The organism is Shewanella sp. TC10, from assembly GCF_009663145.1.
Classification (GTDB): Bacteria; Pseudomonadota; Gammaproteobacteria; order Enterobacterales; family Shewanellaceae; genus Shewanella.
Window position 1 is genome coordinate 58,021 of the sequence record NZ_VKHR01000001.1, and the last position, 16,392, is coordinate 74,412.

At 41.3% G+C, this 16,392-nt stretch carries 13 protein-coding genes and 1 pseudogene; 9 read left to right on the forward strand and 5 right to left on the reverse strand.

Translation table 11 applies throughout. The annotated features are described in order from the left end of the window. Positions 1–55: 55 nt before the first annotated feature. From FNZ24_RS00255 to FNZ24_RS00270, 4 genes are all read left to right on the forward strand, one after another. Complete coding sequence (locus tag FNZ24_RS00255) at positions 56–1,528, forward strand: phospholipase D family protein (RefSeq protein WP_153912351.1); 1,473 nt, start codon at positions 56–58, stop codon at positions 1,526–1,528. A gap of 275 nt (positions 1,529–1,803) precedes the next feature. Then, the gene (locus tag FNZ24_RS00260; RefSeq protein ID WP_153912353.1) at positions 1,804–2,250 is read left to right on the forward strand and encodes a polysaccharide deacetylase family protein; all 447 of its coding nucleotides are present in this window, start codon (positions 1,804–1,806) and stop codon (positions 2,248–2,250) included. 139 nt (positions 2,251–2,389) lie between these two features. Beyond that, the gene (locus FNZ24_RS00265; RefSeq protein WP_153912355.1) at positions 2,390–2,626 is read left to right on the forward strand and encodes a hypothetical protein; all 237 of its coding nucleotides are present in this window, start codon (positions 2,390–2,392) and stop codon (positions 2,624–2,626) included. Between the two features lie 189 nt (positions 2,627–2,815). Then, positions 2,816–5,326: a cache domain-containing protein gene (locus tag FNZ24_RS00270; protein ID WP_153912357.1), complete on the forward strand. Its 2,511-nt coding sequence runs from the start codon at positions 2,816–2,818 to the stop codon at positions 5,324–5,326. Positions 5,327–5,427: 101 nt separating this feature from the next. Here FNZ24_RS00270 and FNZ24_RS00275 read toward each other — a convergent pair whose 3' ends face one another. From FNZ24_RS00275 to FNZ24_RS21910, 5 genes and pseudogenes are all read right to left on the reverse strand, one after another. Beyond that, entirely contained in the window at positions 5,428–6,303 is an 876-nt protein-coding gene (locus tag FNZ24_RS00275; protein ID WP_153912359.1) for a DMT family transporter, read from the reverse strand. A 257-nt stretch (positions 6,304–6,560) separates the two neighbouring features. After that, complete coding sequence (locus FNZ24_RS00280) at positions 6,561–7,658, reverse strand: alkene reductase (RefSeq protein WP_153912361.1); 1,098 nt, start codon at positions 7,656–7,658, stop codon at positions 6,561–6,563. A 54-nt stretch (positions 7,659–7,712) separates the two neighbouring features. Then, positions 7,713–8,090 (reverse strand): lactoylglutathione lyase, encoded by a 378-nt coding sequence (gloA, locus tag FNZ24_RS00285; RefSeq protein ID WP_153912363.1) that lies wholly within the window; start codon positions 8,088–8,090, stop codon positions 7,713–7,715. Between the two features lie 802 nt (positions 8,091–8,892). After that, a pseudogene (locus tag FNZ24_RS00290) lies at positions 8,893–9,081 on the reverse strand (IS110 family transposase); the annotation flags it as partial. Beyond that, complete coding sequence (locus FNZ24_RS21910) at positions 9,075–10,325, reverse strand: hypothetical protein (RefSeq protein ID WP_416384801.1); 1,251 nt, start codon at positions 10,323–10,325, stop codon at positions 9,075–9,077. The pseudogene FNZ24_RS00290 and the gene FNZ24_RS21910, both read right to left, overlap by 7 nt. Before the next feature lie 341 nt (positions 10,326–10,666). Here FNZ24_RS21910 and gmk point away from each other — a divergent pair, with 341 nt between their 5' ends. From gmk to FNZ24_RS00315, 5 genes are all read left to right on the forward strand, one after another. After that, positions 10,667–11,290 (forward strand): guanylate kinase, encoded by a 624-nt coding sequence (gene gmk, locus FNZ24_RS00295; protein ID WP_153912365.1) that lies wholly within the window; start codon positions 10,667–10,669, stop codon positions 11,288–11,290. A gap of 60 nt (positions 11,291–11,350) precedes the next feature. After that, positions 11,351–11,629 carry a DNA-directed RNA polymerase subunit omega gene (rpoZ, locus tag FNZ24_RS00300; RefSeq protein WP_055025248.1) on the forward strand — a complete coding sequence of 93 codons (279 nt, stop codon included), beginning with the start codon at positions 11,351–11,353 and terminating at the stop codon, positions 11,627–11,629. A 13-nt stretch (positions 11,630–11,642) separates the two neighbouring features. Then, on the forward strand, positions 11,643–13,757 hold the full coding sequence (gene spoT / locus FNZ24_RS00305) for a bifunctional GTP diphosphokinase/guanosine-3',5'-bis pyrophosphate 3'-pyrophosphohydrolase (protein WP_153912367.1): 2,115 nt from the start codon (positions 11,643–11,645) through the stop codon (positions 13,755–13,757). Positions 13,758–13,944: 187 nt separating this feature from the next. After that, positions 13,945–14,328 carry a RidA family protein gene (locus tag FNZ24_RS00310; protein WP_153912369.1) on the forward strand — a complete coding sequence of 128 codons (384 nt, stop codon included), beginning with the start codon at positions 13,945–13,947 and terminating at the stop codon, positions 14,326–14,328. Between the two features lie 396 nt (positions 14,329–14,724). Further along, positions 14,725–16,380 (forward strand): AMP-binding protein, encoded by a 1,656-nt coding sequence (locus FNZ24_RS00315; protein WP_153912371.1) that lies wholly within the window; start codon positions 14,725–14,727, stop codon positions 16,378–16,380. Positions 16,381–16,392 lie beyond the last annotated feature (12 nt).

A 16,392-nucleotide genomic window follows, 5' to 3' on the forward strand; every position in this document is an offset into this window, starting at 1 on the left:
GGCCAGTTCCCTGGCCTTTTTTATGACTTTTTCTTGCTAAGGTAAGAGGTTTTCAATGACTTTATTTAAACACTACAAGCATGCTTCTTTATGGGCAATGCTGTGCAGCGTGCTGCTGCTTACTGGATGCGCAACCCCGAATCCAACCGTACCAGAAGGATTTGAGGAAAATTTTAAAAAACGTGATTACCAAGCAAAAGCTTATATCATCCCCGCTGCTAATGAAGCGTTTGCCCGCCGTATTGAACTAGCAAGGCAAGCGACAACCAGCATCGACATGACTTATTTTTCATGGAATGGCGATACTTTAGGTCTGACTCTGCTACATGAAGTCCGCCAAGCGGCTGAGCGAGGCGTGAAGGTCAGATTAACCTTAGATGACTTATTAGTTTTTAATGAGAAATGGCTAGCTGATATTGATAAGCACCCTAATATCCAGATCAAAATATTTAATCCCTTTAACTCACGCAAAATGGGTTGGGCAGGTCGTGTATTTGATTTTCAAATCCATCAAGACACGCTAGATAACCGCCTACACGAGAAATATTTTAATGTGGATCATCAACAGATGATCTTAGGCGGCAGAAATATTGGAGATGAGTACTTTGGCTACAGTAAAACGGCTAACTTTTACGATTTAGATGTGCTTTTTTCTGGCGACGTGATTGCCCCTTTTGCGACTAACTATGAACAGCAATGGCAGAGTAAGCACGTGGTACCGATTGCCGAACTTATTAAGGTCAAAAAAGACATTAATGATATTCGCTACTTTACTAAAGCCTTCAATAAAGCGAGTAAAAAACATGGCGAAATTATTACTGATATTGAACACACGATTAGCACAATGCCTCAACCTGAGTGGATTGATGTGACTGTATCACCAGTATTTGATTCACTAGAAAAAATGGATAATCGTTTACCTTATTTTAGGCAGCGGGCTGAAATTGCTATCCAAGATGAATTAAATAATGCTAAAACAGCGACGATTTCAACCCCTTATATAGTGCCAACTAATGGTGAGTTTAGTGTGATATCAAAGCTAACCGAACAAGGCACGGCAGTGCAGTTAGTCACAAACTCATCGGCATCGAATGACTCGTTATTTATACCAGCCTATTACGAGGAGCATCGAAAAACTCTGTTGGATATGGGCGTTGAAATTTATGAGTATAAAGACACCGCCAAAAACGATGACCACTATTATCATGGCGATACTTATTATCACAATAAGACGTTAATTTTAGATAACCGTCTGTCTTACGTCGGCTCATCAAACTTTGATCCGCGATCAGATTTTTTAAACGTTGAATTTGGCCTTTTCGTTCACAGTGAAGCTTTTGCTGAAAAGCTAAATCACTATTTATTTGCCCAGCAGTCAACACTGTATTGGCATGTGAGCAAAAACGCTGAAGGCGAGATTGAATGGCAGTCTCAACAAGAAGTACTGAAATCTAATCCTAACTATGGCAGCTGGCATAAGCTTCCAGATTGGCTATTCAAAAAAATGGATGGCGAGTCAGAGCTGTAGTTACTGGCATTAGTTACTTGCATTAGTTACTGGCTTTAGCTACTAACTTTAGTTACTGGCATTAGCTACTGGCTTTATTCATGAGTTAAGCTGCATGCGCCTGTTATACTGGCGCTTCTTAGCCCATAATGACATTGTTAACTTTTGAGAGTCTCAATCTGAATCAGAATTAGAATTAGAATTAGAACCAGAATTAGAATTAGAATTAGAATTAGAGAAACTAGACAAACCAGCAGGGACATAAAAACGTAAGCTAAACATCACAGGGAAGATGAATGAATCACAGCAATATAACTTTAATTAAAGTCTTTATAGCACTGATGATATTAATTGCCAATGTAGGCTTTAAGGTACAAGTCCGAGCGAATGAAGCTAGCTTTAGCTGGCCTCAACATTATCAAGCAGCGGTTAGCTTGTCTTATGATGACGGACTAATGAGCCAACTAAACCATGCTATTCCTGCACTCGATAAACACGGCTTTAAAGCTTCTTTTTTCCTCACCTTATCTAATCCAAATATCCAAGTCACACTTGAGCAATGGCGCAGTATCGCAGCTAATGGACACGAACTTGGTAACCACACTTTATTTCATCCTTGTAGTAAAAGCATTGATGGCCGCGAATGGGTCGAGTCCTATCATAATATGGATAGCAAAACGGTGGCACAAATGCAGCAAGAAGTGGCGCTTGCCAGCACATTTTTACAAGCAATAGATAGATAAACAAACACAGAGAACCTTTACACCACCATGCGGAGACTTTCACACCCAAGATGGCAACTATGTTGAAGCTATTCGCGATGAATTTGTAGCAGTCAAAGGCTTTAACCCGCAATTAGATCCTAAGTTCGATTTATTGCTCATGCCTGATAATGTTGACGGGGCAACTTTGATTAACTTTGTAAAACAAGCCCAGCAAAGAGGCGGGATTGCCAATATCTTATTTCATGGAGTGGGAGGTGATTATCTATCGGTGAGTCAACAAGCTCATAATGAACTATTAGCATATTTAAAGGATAACCAAGACACTCTTTGGGTCGATACATATCGAAATATCATGCTTCATGTCATGGCAGAACATGAAAACATCGAAAAGTAATTGCAGGTTTATCATAAAAAGGAAGCAGACTTTTAAAGCTGACATTACTGAAGAAAGTATGAATGCAGCGCTGTAATAAGTCCTGTTTGAGTGATTTTTTCAATAATTGCCCTAAGGGGTTTTGTTCTATACTTAACCTTATACAAGCTTTATGCTGGAGTAGAATCACAAGGATGTTCAAGGAAGATTATGTTGGTATGGAACGACCATAAACTGATTAGCTTAATTAAATACGCACCAGCTGTTACTGTGTGCTTTTTTATGATCGTCATTAATATTGTGATAATCACTGATAATCAAGAAAAAGCCAATGACAGTATTTTATCCCTTCGAGAAGACGTAATATCACATCAAAAACAACAAATACACCAACAGGTTAACCAAGTAGTCAGTGTCGTTGAATTCAGAAAAAATTTAGCAATTTCACAGCTTAAACAAGAGTCAAAGTCTCGAGTAGATGAAGCCCACGCTATTGCCTCAAATATCTTCAAAAACAATTATGATAAGCCGCAATCTGAAATCATAACAATGATAACTGACGCCTTAAGACCCATTAACTTTAATGAGGGTAGAGGCTACTTTTTCATCTTTGATATGGATGGAAACAATATACTTCATGGACTGAAACCCCATTTAGAAGGCACTTCGGTATGGGATGCCCAAGACTTACGCGGCACCTTTATTCTTAGAGAACACATCAATAAAATCCAGCAACAACAAGGTGAAGCTTTTTATCACTGGTGGTATCAAAAGCCTGGGTATCCAGTTACACAAGAATTTGAAAAAGTCGGTTTTGGCAGAGAGTTTACACCGTTCAACTGGTTTATCGGCACTGGCGAATACATTGCTGATGTCGAAAATGATGTTAAGGCGACTTTATTAAAGTGGATTTCGGAATATGATTACGGCGACCATCAACGTTTATTTGTGATTGATACTAACGGTCGAATATTAGCTAACCCTATTTCACATGAGCAACATGCTTTTATTGAGCACCATGAGCACACAACTCAGCAAATGGTAAAACACTTATTAGATCAGGTGAGCATTGAAGGTAATTTCATGGAGTTTGATTTATCAAACTTAACCGAAGTAAAAAAACAGCCTGTTGAAATCAGCTATGCGAAGTTATTCGAGTCGTGGGGCTGGATTATTGGCTCTCATTTTAATTCTCTCGACTTTGAAAAGTACCTTAAGGTAAAGCAAGAAGCGTTATTACTTAATAACCACGAAAAGCTCATGAAAGTGCTCACTTTAAGCATTATTTCCACTTTCGCCATGGTGGGTGGTTGTTTGTTTGCAAGTAACCTCATTGCTAACAGATTTAAGAGATTTAAAAATCGAATTGAAAAAGATTTTAAGAAGTTAGCCAATTCAAAAGCCACTATGCAACACATGGCCTTGCATGATGCATTAACCGGCTTACCTAATCGTGCTTGTTTTTTAGAGCAGATTAAACAAGATATTCAATCCACAATAGCTCAAGAGAAAAAGCTAGCTGTAGTTCTTGTCGATATTGATAATTTTAAGAAGATTAACGACGTTTACGGCCACTCCTCGGGTGATGCATTACTAAAAAAACTCAGTCAGGCAATTGAACAGTCTATTGCAGCACAAGATACGGTTGCCCGCTTTGGTGGCGATGAATTTGGATTTTGTTTTCCTGACTTAGATAATGTCCAACAAGTCCATCAAAAGGTAACCTTATTACAGGATATTTTTAATCGAGAATTCGCGGTAAACGACACTCAATATAATATTAAAGCGAGTATGGGCATTAGTATTTACCCTTCAGACAGTCTCGATCCAGAAGGCTTGATTCATAAGGCAGACATAGTACTTTATAAATCAAAAGCTGCATTAAATGGCCAGGTGACATTCTTTAATGCCGAAGTTGATGCCCAAGTCAGCTACGAGTACCAACTTGAAGAGCAACTCAGAAGAGCGTTAGCAAACAATGAAATAAGTGTGCTTTATCAGCCTCAAATAACCACTAAAAATGAGCAACTGCAAAGTATTGAAGCGCTTGCTCGCTGGACAAACCCAAAACTTGGCGCTATTTCACCAGACGTTTTCATTGGTATCGCAGAAAAAACGGGATTAATCATCGACTTTGGATTGTTCATTTTCCGTAAAGCCTGTGAAGATACTCTTGCTCTCTCACCTAATGGAGACAGCGCTATCAATGTATCAATCAATATATCGCCGCAGCAATTAATGCATATCAACTTCGCTGAATCTATCACTCAAATAGTGAATGAAGTCGGAATTGATATTCACCGTATTACCTTAGAGATCACTGAAAATTTAGTCCTTCAAGATTTAAAAATGACCGCTATCATTTTAAATGAATTAAAAGCGCTGAAATTTGGGATTTCCCTTGATGACTTTGGTACGGGTTATTCATCGTTAAGTTACCTAAATGAACTTCCGATCACCGAGATTAAAATTGATCGATGCTTTATCAACAATATTAATAGCAGTCGTCAAAGTAACGCACTGGTAAAAGCTATTTTCGCCATTAGTGAAGCATACGACATCACCGTCGTCGCTGAAGGTGTAGAAGAAAAAGAGCAATTCTTAACCCTAAAATCTTACCAATGCGACCTTATCCAGGGGTATTATTTTGATAAGCCACTTACCTTAGAACAGCTTAAATTGAAGTATTTCTACTTTAAATTTGTATCTAATGGAGCTTGAATAAACTTACATTCACACACTTACAGTAATACAAGCCCTTTAATAAAAACGCCCTCTTATGAGGGCGTTAAGTCAATGAATAGCTTCCGTTACTTGGGTTATTATTGTAATGATTTTTTGAACTGAGCCGTCTCTCTTTTTGACAATTTAATATACATAATCAATGACAAGAAGATCACCACGCCACCCGCTATTTTTTGAACTTCCACGCTTTCCCCTAACATCAATATACTCAACATTAAGGTCCAAATCGGCTCTAAAATCATAATCAACGCGGCGGTTTCCATATTCACAGAATACTGACCTATGGTCTGTAATAAGTAACGCAGCGATGTCGCAAACACTGTCGATAGGACAAACCATATCGCCAAATTACTGCTGACTTCAAATGATGCTTGCTGCGTGAGGGCAACATAAATACCACCCACAACCCCCACCATAAATAACTGTAAGCAGATTGAATCTAACGGTTTAATACGATTACTGATCTTCTTATTTAATACAAAATGAACTGACAATAACGCTGAAGCTAGTAAAAAGTACCACTGAGATTCATCCACTTGCCAGCCATTGGTTAATGTCATGAGCATCATCCCAGCAATACTCATGGGCAAGGCATACCAAAAAGCTTTGTTAGGTTTTATCTTAAATAATATCCAGGCTGTCATCGGTGCAATGATCATGGCTAAGCTCATGATAAAAGCCCCTTCAGACAGGCTTTGGGTCACTGATACGGCATGTACCCATACTAATAATGCCAGACCGAGAAAGATCCCTACGCCACAAGCAAGCAGAATTTGTTTCGCCCGCAAACGCCATAAACTTTGATAGCAAAATGGCAGCAACACTAAACTTGCTAGCATGAAGCGGCTGGCAATAAAGGTTTCGCCTGGCATATCCATTACCACAATTTTCGAGGCTATCCAGCCAAGTGCAGCCAACAAAGTGGCAATGAATAAAAACAAGGCTCCGCGCATGTATGGCCTCTAAAGTAGAATTGATGAATATGAAAATAAGTGACGCTGTTATAAACGATTATCGATAAAGTCACGAACATCATTTTTGCAAACTGTGAAATCAACGAGATTTATCACGATGGATTAAAATAATTAAAATACCAAAAAAATAGCAACCAAGCGTTAGCAAGGTTGCTATTAGTGTCTATTCTAGTTGATCGCAGCGGATTCAACTAGGCAATCTTTTTAGCCAATCTTTTTAGCCATGAGCTAGTTTACTATTCACTGTACTCTGGGTAATCAGTTAAGCCTTTTTCATCACCGCCGAATAAGGTAGCAGGATCATGGGCAACTAACGGGTAACCATTTTTAATGCGACTCGGTAAATCTGGGTTTGATACAAACGGACGACCAAAACCAATCATGTCAGCTAAGCCATCGTTAATCGCTTGTCCGCCCTTTACTGCATCATACTTACCGGCGTAAATTAACACGCCTTTAAAGGCTTCACGCACCGCAACTTTAAATTCTGCAGGCGTTTCTGGCGCATCATCCCAATCAACTTCAGCAATGTGTAAATAAACAATGTTATGGGTATTTAGCATTGCCGCAGCGGCGGTATAGGTTTCAACAGGCGTTGCATCAACAGTGCCGTTTAATGAAGTAAATGGCGCTAAACGCACACCCACTTTATCAGCGCCAATGGCATCAGTCATTGCCGCGACCACTTCACTTAAAAAGCGCAGACGGTTTTCGATTGAACCACCATATTCATCAGTGCGATCGTTCGCTTCTGAATCAATGAACTGATTGATCAAATAACCATTTGCCGCATGTAACTCGATACCATCAAAACCCGCTTCAATGGCATTCAATGCAGCTTGACGATATTCGCCAATCACTTGTTCGATGTCAGCTTTGGTCATTGCACGTGGCTCTACCACATCAACAAAGCCCGGTGCATTGCTGCCATCATCAATGAATACTTTTACATTCTCAGCTTTAATCGCGGATGATGAAATAGGTTGCTCACCGCCAATGTTTTCAGGATGAGTAACACGGCCTACGTGCCAAAGCTGGGCAAAGACAACCCCACCGTTAGCATGCACAGCTTCAGTGGTTTTCTTCCAACCTGCAATTTGCTCAGGCGAGTAAATGCCCGGTGTCCAAGCATAACCTTGACCCATAGCTGAAATTTGGGTGCCTTCAGCCACAATCAGACCCGCTTGCGCGCGCTGGCCATAATACTCAGCCATCATATCGTTTGCAGAATTACCTGGCTGTGATGCACGAGAGCGTGTCATTGGTGGCATAACAATACGGTTTTTTAGGGCGTGTTCACCTAATTGGATAGTTTGAAATAATGCGTCTTTCATGGTCTTTCCTTATAACGAAAATGGGAAATCAATCGGCAATATGCCAAGGAAAACTTAATCTAATTGAATCAGTTCAATCTGGTAATTGTCTGGGTCTGTAATAAAAGCAATGTGAGTTTCGCCGCCTTTAACTGGGCCCGGCTCGCGAGTGATGTTTCCGCCTAACGCTTTAATCTTGTCACACGCCGTATAAATATCGTCAACACCTAAGGCTAAATGGCCGAAAGCGTTACCCATTTCATATTCATTGGTATCCCAATTATGAGTTAGTTCAATAGTCGTGCCGCCTTGCTCGTAACCAACAAACACTAAAGTATAGCGATAATCAGTATTTTCATGACGTTCTAGCACTTTCATACCCAATACATGAGTGTAAAATTCTATTGATGTATCAAGATCAGCAACTCTGATCATAGTGTGTAGAAATTTCATAAAATACCCTTAAGCATGTTCAAATAGTTGTGCAGCTGTCTCTAGCGAATAAAGCTATTTTACGACTTCGTATTATAAAAATATAATCATTAAAAATTCTTAAAATCATAATTTTTTGTTATCAAAACTAAGTATTCCCCATTTTATAGCCAGAACCACAGGTTAACTTGCAATTGTCGACGTACATTAAAGTCTGAAACTAAAGAATAAAGTGTGAAATAGAGACATTAAAGATTGAAACTTTTCATACTAGCCATTGGAGCATTTAACAAGCTTTTGCCCCAAAACTTGTTTCAAATTTTGAAGTTATCGTTTGAAAAAAATCAAAGTCGTGACGCTTCGCCCACACCAGACGAAAGGGAAACAACAGCATTTCCCTTTTCGATATCCCTTGCCGCTCCGGCGAAATTTAAACAGCAAAATTTCCAACGGAGAATGATCCAGCTTTAAACTTCATTTTGAGTCCGCTTCGGCAAGCTACAAAAATCACTAACGCTTACGATGGGGCGTCCCTTCCCCTCGAAAGCTAGCCAGACATATATGGACCCATCCGGTTTGCAAGATATTTAATATCGACTTTGAGAATAGTTCATTGCACCCATATATTCGGCCTGTTATTGAGGTACTCCTCTGGCCCTGATGGATATTTGCTTCTACTTTCCTTATCATCCTTACGGCTTCTTTAGAGCCAATGCCAGGCGAAGGTTTTAAGTAGAACAGTCTGACTGTCTCATCATCAATTCAATTATCTTGGCAACTTGGTGGTTGGTAAAACTAATTGTTAGCGCGTTAATGATTACTTTTATGCAGCAGCGATACGATATTCATCTTCTCTTGCTGCTATAACCCACGCTATCCGTGCAAGCTTGTTCGCGACGGCAACACAAGCTCTGTTAAAGCCACGTCTTTCTGCAAGTGCGGTTGCCCARCGACTAAATTTATCCCCTTTAGCCTCACTATGGTAAAGAACCGCTCTTGCCCACTTTATAAACCTTTGAGGTATTTTTCAAAAGCAGGCTGGCTTGATAACGTTGCTTGGCTGCCTTTCAAACTGAAGTTATAGCCACACAATTTAAAGCTGCCTCGCATGGCAATGCTGTCGATTATTCGTTTGTTATCTAATGGCGAAAACCTTGCTTCGGTGCCACTGTCTGCCATTAAGTTCACCTGCATCGGGCGGAATTTACTGCCATCGTTAAAAATCATTTCGGCGCAGCGGTTATCACCTTCGGCCGTGTCTAAGCGCCAAATAGGCTGAGCGTCACCCTCATCCCCTAACCAGCGCAGCACAAGTAGGTCTTGTTGTAGTATCAGCCAAAAACCATCGGGTAGTTTTACGCGTGCGGTTTCGCTAATATTTTCTGGCTGGGTTATTGGCGCTATCTCTACTGGAGCTTGTTCAACTTCATCACCAGAAAACAACAGGCTGATAAGATAAATAATTAAGCTTATGGCTAATACTATGCCTAAACCTTTAGCCACCATTATTAATGCTTTTTGATTGCTTTGCGCCCAAATAAGCCAGGATTTTAATAACTCAGATAACGAACCTGATTCTAATGCGCCGCGATCGACACGATAGCTTGGTTTATCATCGGCGGCGTAGGCTGAATCACTGTCATCTTGATTTTGAGCTGAATAGCCTTGTTCTGAGCCACCAAAGCCAGACGCTGTATCTTGCTCTTCTTTATATACGGTTTCTTGCTGGTATCCAGGTTCAAAGCCTTGCTCATATGCTTGCTCGTCATCAAAGCCGTCTGAATTAAGATTTCCGTGGCCTGATTCACCAATCGTTGGTTCTCGTCTGCGGCGCGCTTGTCCAGATGCTGAATCCGATTTTACGTGTGGTCCGTTATAACCCATGACATAGGTCATTTTGCGTTGATTGGTTTTTGGCGCAGGCAACCAAGCGAAAGCCGCACTCACCAGTGCAGCTAAAATAAATACGATACTGCTAACAACCGCAGGAAAGCTCAAACTCAGTGATAAACTGAATATCAATAATAAGGTGAGTGGAGCGGCGATTAATGAATTAGGTTTAGCTGCGTCTTTTACGCGGCGTAAACTGCTTAAACCACAAACAGGCAGCGCGATAGCAGCCGCTATTAAGGTCACGACTGTATTTGAAAATAATAGCGCGATGATCAACACAAACACTAAGCAGCTTAATTGAATGGCTAAGGCTCTTAGGCCGTTGTCTCGACCTTGACGACAAAATAAGGATGCGATTGACACGAGAAATCCTACTATCTAAAAAATGATCTGTTGGCAGACTAAACAATTTCACCGCTAAAGTCAGTGAAACCGTGTAAAAATGACATAAATTAATTCTAAAAATGTCAATTTGAAGCTAAATCACTTCGAAACCGCAGCCAGCTCGTTTTTCAATTAAGGTTAATTTCAGTCTACTCGGCAGCTAAGCTAATGCTGCAAAGGCCTTTGATAATAATTACTCGTCTTAAAAATCTATTGGTGTAAGGATAGATTTCTGCACTTTATCTATCACAAATCTCGCAAATTGCATCGCTTTGAGTATAATACTCGGCCTGATAAATAATCTGGTTGGAAATTGCACTATGAGCGCTCGTGGAAATCTATTTATTGTGTCAGCCCCAAGTGGCGCCGGTAAGTCTTCACTTATCTCTGCATTATTAAAAGATAAGCCAAGCGACATGCAAGTGTCTGTGTCTCACACCACCCGTCAGCCACGCCCAGGTGAAGTGAATGGTCAACATTATCACTTTGTCTCGGTAGAAGAATTTAAGGCATTAATTGCTGAAGAAGCTTTCTTTGAATGGGCTGAAGTGTTTGGCAACTACTACGGCACATCCCGCACGGTTATTGAACAAACATTAGCGAACGGTATTGATGTATTTTTAGATATTGATTGGCAAGGCGCCGAGCAAGTTAAAAAACTGATGCCTGAAGCAATTGGGGTATTTATTTTACCTCCTTCGAGAGCTGAGCTTGAACGCCGCTTAACTGGCCGTGGTCAAGACAGCCAAGACGTGATTGATGGACGTATGGCTGAGGCCGTATCAGAAATGTCACACTACAAAGATGCAGATTATATTATAGTAAATGATGATTTTGATGTCGCTTTAGGCGATCTTTGCGCGATCATTCGCAGTCAAAGATCAACCTGTGCTAGTCAGATCCATACTCACAATGATATGATTAACGATCTATTGGCAGATTAATTGTCATAGTGTACAATTTTGCGTCATTTTTTCCCATATATAACACTGGAGTTTCACCACATGGCTCGCGTAACTGTAGAAGACGCCGTAGAACAAATCGGCAACCGTTTTGATATGATCCTGGTTGCAGCGCGTCGTGCACGCCAAATCGCTGTGCAAGGTAAAGACCCAATGGTAGAAGAGATGAATGATAAGCCAACGGTTATCGCTTTACGCGAAATCGAATTAGGCTTAGTCACCTCTAACACTTTAGACGCTGATGAGCGTCAAACTGTTCGCGAACGTGAAGCCGCTGAAATTGCTGCAGTAGCTGCAATTGCTGAAGGCCGTACGCTTTAAGGAGTAGCGCCACTTGTATCTGTTTGAAGGTCTAAAGGAGTCTGCGTCAGGTTATTTAGAACCCGCGCAAGTAGAGTTACTCAAGCAGGCGTACATTGTTGCGCGTGATGCCCATGAAGGGCAAATGCGCACAAGTGGCGAGCCTTATATTACCCATCCCGTTGCGGTTGCCCGCATCGTGGCTGACATGCGTCTTGATCACGAGACATTAATGGCAGCCCTGCTCCATGACACCATCGAAGATACCCCAGTTACCAAAGAAGAACTCACTGAGTTATTCGGTGTGACTGTGGCTGAACTTGTCGAAGGCGTGTCAAAGCTCGACAAAATTAAGTTTCGCGATAAAAAAGAAGCCCAAGCTGAAAACTTCCGCAAAATGATGATGGCAATGACGCAGGATATCCGCGTTATTTTAATCAAGCTTGCAGATAGAACGCATAACATGCGCACTTTGGGTGCATTACGTCCTGACAAACGTCGTCGTATTGCCCGCGAAACCTTAGAGATTTATGCTCCGATCGCCAACCGTCTTGGTATTCACAATATCAAAAGCGAGTTAGAGGATTTAGGTTTTCAAGCCTATTATCCAATGCGTTATCGTGTGCTTAAAGAAGTCGTTAAAGCAGCCCGTGGTAATAGAAAAGAACTGATTAATAGTATTGAAGGTGCTATTACGACTCGTCTTGAAGATGCCGGTATTAAAGGCACTGTCAAAGGTCGTGAGAAAAACCTTTATTCCATCTATCGTAAGATGAGCAATAAAGAACTGCAGTTTCAAGAAGTCATGGACATCTATGCGTTCAGAGTCATGGTCGATACCATTGACACCTGTTACCGTGTGTTAGGTGCTATGCATGGTCTTTATAAGCCACATCCTGGCCGCTTTAAAGATTATATTGCTATACCAAAAGCCAATGGTTACCAATCATTGCATACCTCATTATTTGGCCCTCATGCGGTTCCTGTTGAAGTACAAATTCGTACTGAAGAAATGGATCTCATGGCGGATAAAGGGGTTGCTGCTCACTGGATGTATAAGAGCGGCACCAGTAGTTCGCAACAAAGTACCACTCAAATTCGCGCCCATAAGTGGATGCAAAGCTTGCTGGAGCTGCAACAAAGTGCCAGTAGTTCGTTTGAGTTTGTGGAAAACGTTAAAACAGAACTATTCCCTGAGGAAATTTACGTCTTCACCCCAGAAGGCCGTATTTTAGAATTGCCGGTTAACTCTACTGCTGTCGATTTTGCTTACGAAGTGCATACCGATGTAGGTAATACTTGTGTTGGCGCCCGCGTTAACCGTCAAGCCTATCCGTTAAGCCAGCCATTAATCTCAGGTCAAACCGTTGAGATTATTACTGCTAAAGGCGCTCGCCCGAATGCGGCGTGGCTAAACTTTGTGGTGACCGGTAAAGCCCGCGGCAAAATACGCCAAGTATTAAAGAGCTTAACCAGTGACGATGCTGTAGCACTAGGTAAACGCCTATTGAATCACGCTTTGGGTGAAACCAAGCTTGATAGCATAGATCCTGAACAGCTTGATAAAGTGATTTCAGAAACCAAGCATGACGATTTAAACTCTTTGCTAGCTGATATCGGTTTAGGCAACGCCATGAGTATTGTTATTGCTCAGCGTTTGTTAGGTCAGAAACTGACTACAACCGATAAAGATGACGACACTGAAGAGCAATTGATGCCAATCCGTGGCGCTGAAGGTATGTTAGTGACCTTTGCTAACTGTTGTCGCCCTATTCCAGGTGATGCGGTTGTTGCCCACGTAAGTCCAGGTAAAGGCTTAGTGGTCCACATGGAAAACTGTGCCAACATTCGTGGTTACCAAGGTGAGCCTGACAAGTATATTCCTGTTCATTGGGATAACGTCGAGGGCGAAACTTACCAAGCAAATCTTCGTGTTGAGATTGTTAACCATCAAGGCGCTTTGGCTAAAATTACCAATATCATCGCAGCTGCAGGCTCAAATATTCATAACTTGAGCACTGAAGAACGTGATGGCCGAGTTTATCTCATCAACCTGCGTATCTCGGTCGACGACCGCGTTCACCTCGCCAATGTAATGCGCCGTATTCGTGTATTACCGGAAGTCTTGCGTACCTCACGTAATCGCTAGTAAGATTAGTCTAATATCTAACTTTCCTAAGCTGAACAACTCTAACTTAATGAGTCAGCTTAGGTTTGTTTGTTGTTTATTTTAGCTATTCAGATTGCTGATTTAACTCTCCTAAACTGACTCACTCGGTTTAGGCTTGTTTGCATCTTTTATTCATCTAGCAGATTTTAATTTTGTAGAGGGCGTCATGGCAGAAAAAATCATTATCGCAACCGATAAAGCTCCACAAGCAATTGGTACATATTCTCAAGCTGTAAAAGTAGGTAGCACTGTTTACCTGTCGGGCCAAATCCCACTCGTTCCAAGCACCATGCAAATGGTTAGCGATGACTTCTCTGAGCAAGTAGTTCAAGTATTTGAGAACTTAACAGCTGTAACTGAAGCCGCTGGCGGCAGCATGGCTGACATCGTTAAGCTGAATATTTTTCTGACTGACTTATCTCACTTTGCGACAGTGAATGAAATTATGGCGCGTTATTTCTCTCAACCTTACCCAGCACGAGCTGCAATTGGGGTAAAACAGCTACCAAAAGACTCTTTAGTCGAAATGGATGGAATAATGGAGATCTAGGTCACAAACCGATTTTTCCACTACAGGGCACCTATTGGTGCCCTTTTTATTAGAGCTATTACTCGATAACGGTTCACTTTTCAGCTAAACCTGCTAGTTTATTAGTCGTAATTACCTAAATTTTATAGGTTATCGTTTGCGCAGGTATCTTTATAAAGCCATACTGGTACCAATCTAATTCAATATCTTATCGTTCAATGGGGGCTACTCGAAATAAGCTTTAGGGTTTTACATCCAGTAATAGCCATTCGCTTTTACTGCATAAAACTAAATTAGAGCGAATTGAGACTGGTCTGAACTGCTTAGATATTCAATCCGATTACAATAGATTATTGCGTTAATGACATTGAAATATGTACGTCCTACATTAAAACAAAAATGAACACGGAATTGTCGATGGAAAATCTAATGAAAACGCCAGTAGAAATGTTATCGCACTGGGTTGAGACTCAAGGCGACACGGTATATTTACGCCAACCAATTAATGGTCAATACGTTGACTTTACCTGGCGTGAAGTACAACAAAAAGTACAGCAAGTAGCGGGCGCGTTACGTCATTTAGGCCTTGAGCCGGGTGATAAAATAGCTGTCTTATCAAAAAACTGCGCCGAGTGGTTTATCACCGACTTAGCCTTAATGTATGGCGGCTATATCAGTGTGCCAATTTACCCAACCGCTAACGCTGAAACGATTCGTTATGTCCTTGAACATAGCGGCGCGAAAGCTATTTTCACGGGTAAGTTAGATTACTGGGCAGATCAAGAAGCTGGTGTTGGTGGCGAAATCCTTCGTATTTCTATGCCATACGAAACCATGCCTGCTCAGTACCATTGGGAAAAATTCCTTGAATTAGGTACCCCATTAGTTGATGCACCTACGCCATCAGCTGAAGATATGATGACACTCATTTATACTTCAGGTTCAACCGGTAAACCTAAAGGTGCAATGCAAACCTTTGGCAGCTATGGCTGGACTTGTGAAGCTGTAGTGCGTGATTTAAAAACCAATACTGCAGATCGCTTACTGTCTTACCTGCCTTTAGCGCACATTACTGAACGTGTTGCTATTCAAGGTTCATCTTTCTACTCAGGCTCTTCGGTTGCGTTTGTTGAAAGCCTAGACTCGTTTGTTGCCGATGTTCAGCGCTGTAGACCGACGGTATTCTTTTCAGTGCCGCGTTTATGGACGCTGTTTCAGCTCAATATTATTAATAAAGCTGGCGAAGCCAAATTGGACTTTTTACTTAAAGTCCCAATTATTAGCAGCCTAGTTAAACGTAAGATTCAAAAAGGATTAGGCCTTGAGCATTGCCGTTTATTAGGTTCTGGTTCTGCACCAATTCCGCCAACACAATTAGAGTGGTACAACAGAATTGGAATGAATATCTCAGAAGCTTGGGGTATGACTGAAAACTGTGCTTATTCAATTATTAACTTCCCATTCGATGCCAGCAAAATCGGCACAGTAGGTCGCCCAGTCGAAGGCTGCCAAGTGCGCCGCACTGATGATGGCGAGTTAATGGTTAAAAGCCCTGGTTTAATGACGGGCTACTATAAGCAAGAAGAAGCCACTAAAGCTTGTTTTGATGAAGATGGTTTCTTCCATACTGGTGATTTATGTGAAATCGATGAAGATGGCTACATTTCGATTACTGGTCGAGTAAAAGATAACTTTAAAACCTCTAAAGGTAAGTATGTTGCGCCAGTGCCAATTGAGCGTAAGTTAGCGCAAGATTCACATATTGAATTGTTATGTGTGATTGGTTCTGGTTTACCGCATCCAGTGGCCTTAGTGCAGTTATCTGAGGGTTCAGCCCTACAACCTCGTGAAGAAGTGCGTTCATCACTTAAAGCAACGCTTGATAGCATTAATCCAAATCTTGAATCACATGAACATGTGGATGCTGTTGTCGTGGTAAATGAACCTTGGACTGTAGAGAATGACGCGCTAACACCAACGTTGAAAATTAAGCGTCATGTGCTTGAAAAGCAATTTAGCGCTAAAGTTGATGGTGTTCGTGGAGCTAAAGTCACTTGGGAAGATGAGCTGTAACTTGCAGGCATA

Excerpts from the sequence above, each read along its gene's own strand:
- FNZ24_RS00255 (WP_153912351.1), top strand. The coding sequence starts at position 56 with ATGACTTTATTTAAACACTACAAGCATGCTTCTTTATGGGCAATGCTG.
- FNZ24_RS00260 (WP_153912353.1), top strand. The coding sequence starts at position 1,804 with ATGAATCACAGCAATATAACTTTAATTAAAGTCTTTATAGCACTGATG.
- FNZ24_RS00265 (WP_153912355.1), top strand. The coding sequence starts at position 2,390 with ATGCCTGATAATGTTGACGGGGCAACTTTGATTAACTTTGTAAAACAA.
- FNZ24_RS00270 (WP_153912357.1), top strand. The coding sequence starts at position 2,816 with ATGTTGGTATGGAACGACCATAAACTGATTAGCTTAATTAAATACGCA.
- FNZ24_RS00275 (WP_153912359.1), bottom strand. The coding sequence starts at position 6,303 with ATGCGCGGAGCCTTGTTTTTATTCATTGCCACTTTGTTGGCTGCACTT.
- FNZ24_RS00280 (WP_153912361.1), bottom strand. The coding sequence starts at position 7,658 with ATGAAAGACGCATTATTTCAAACTATCCAATTAGGTGAACACGCCCTA.
- gloA (WP_153912363.1), bottom strand. The coding sequence starts at position 8,090 with ATGAAATTTCTACACACTATGATCAGAGTTGCTGATCTTGATACATCA.
- gmk (WP_153912365.1), top strand. The coding sequence starts at position 10,667 with ATGAGCGCTCGTGGAAATCTATTTATTGTGTCAGCCCCAAGTGGCGCC.
- rpoZ (WP_055025248.1), top strand. The coding sequence starts at position 11,351 with ATGGCTCGCGTAACTGTAGAAGACGCCGTAGAACAAATCGGCAACCGT.
- FNZ24_RS00310 (WP_153912369.1), top strand. The coding sequence starts at position 13,945 with ATGGCAGAAAAAATCATTATCGCAACCGATAAAGCTCCACAAGCAATT.
- FNZ24_RS00315 (WP_153912371.1), top strand. The coding sequence starts at position 14,725 with ATGGAAAATCTAATGAAAACGCCAGTAGAAATGTTATCGCACTGGGTT.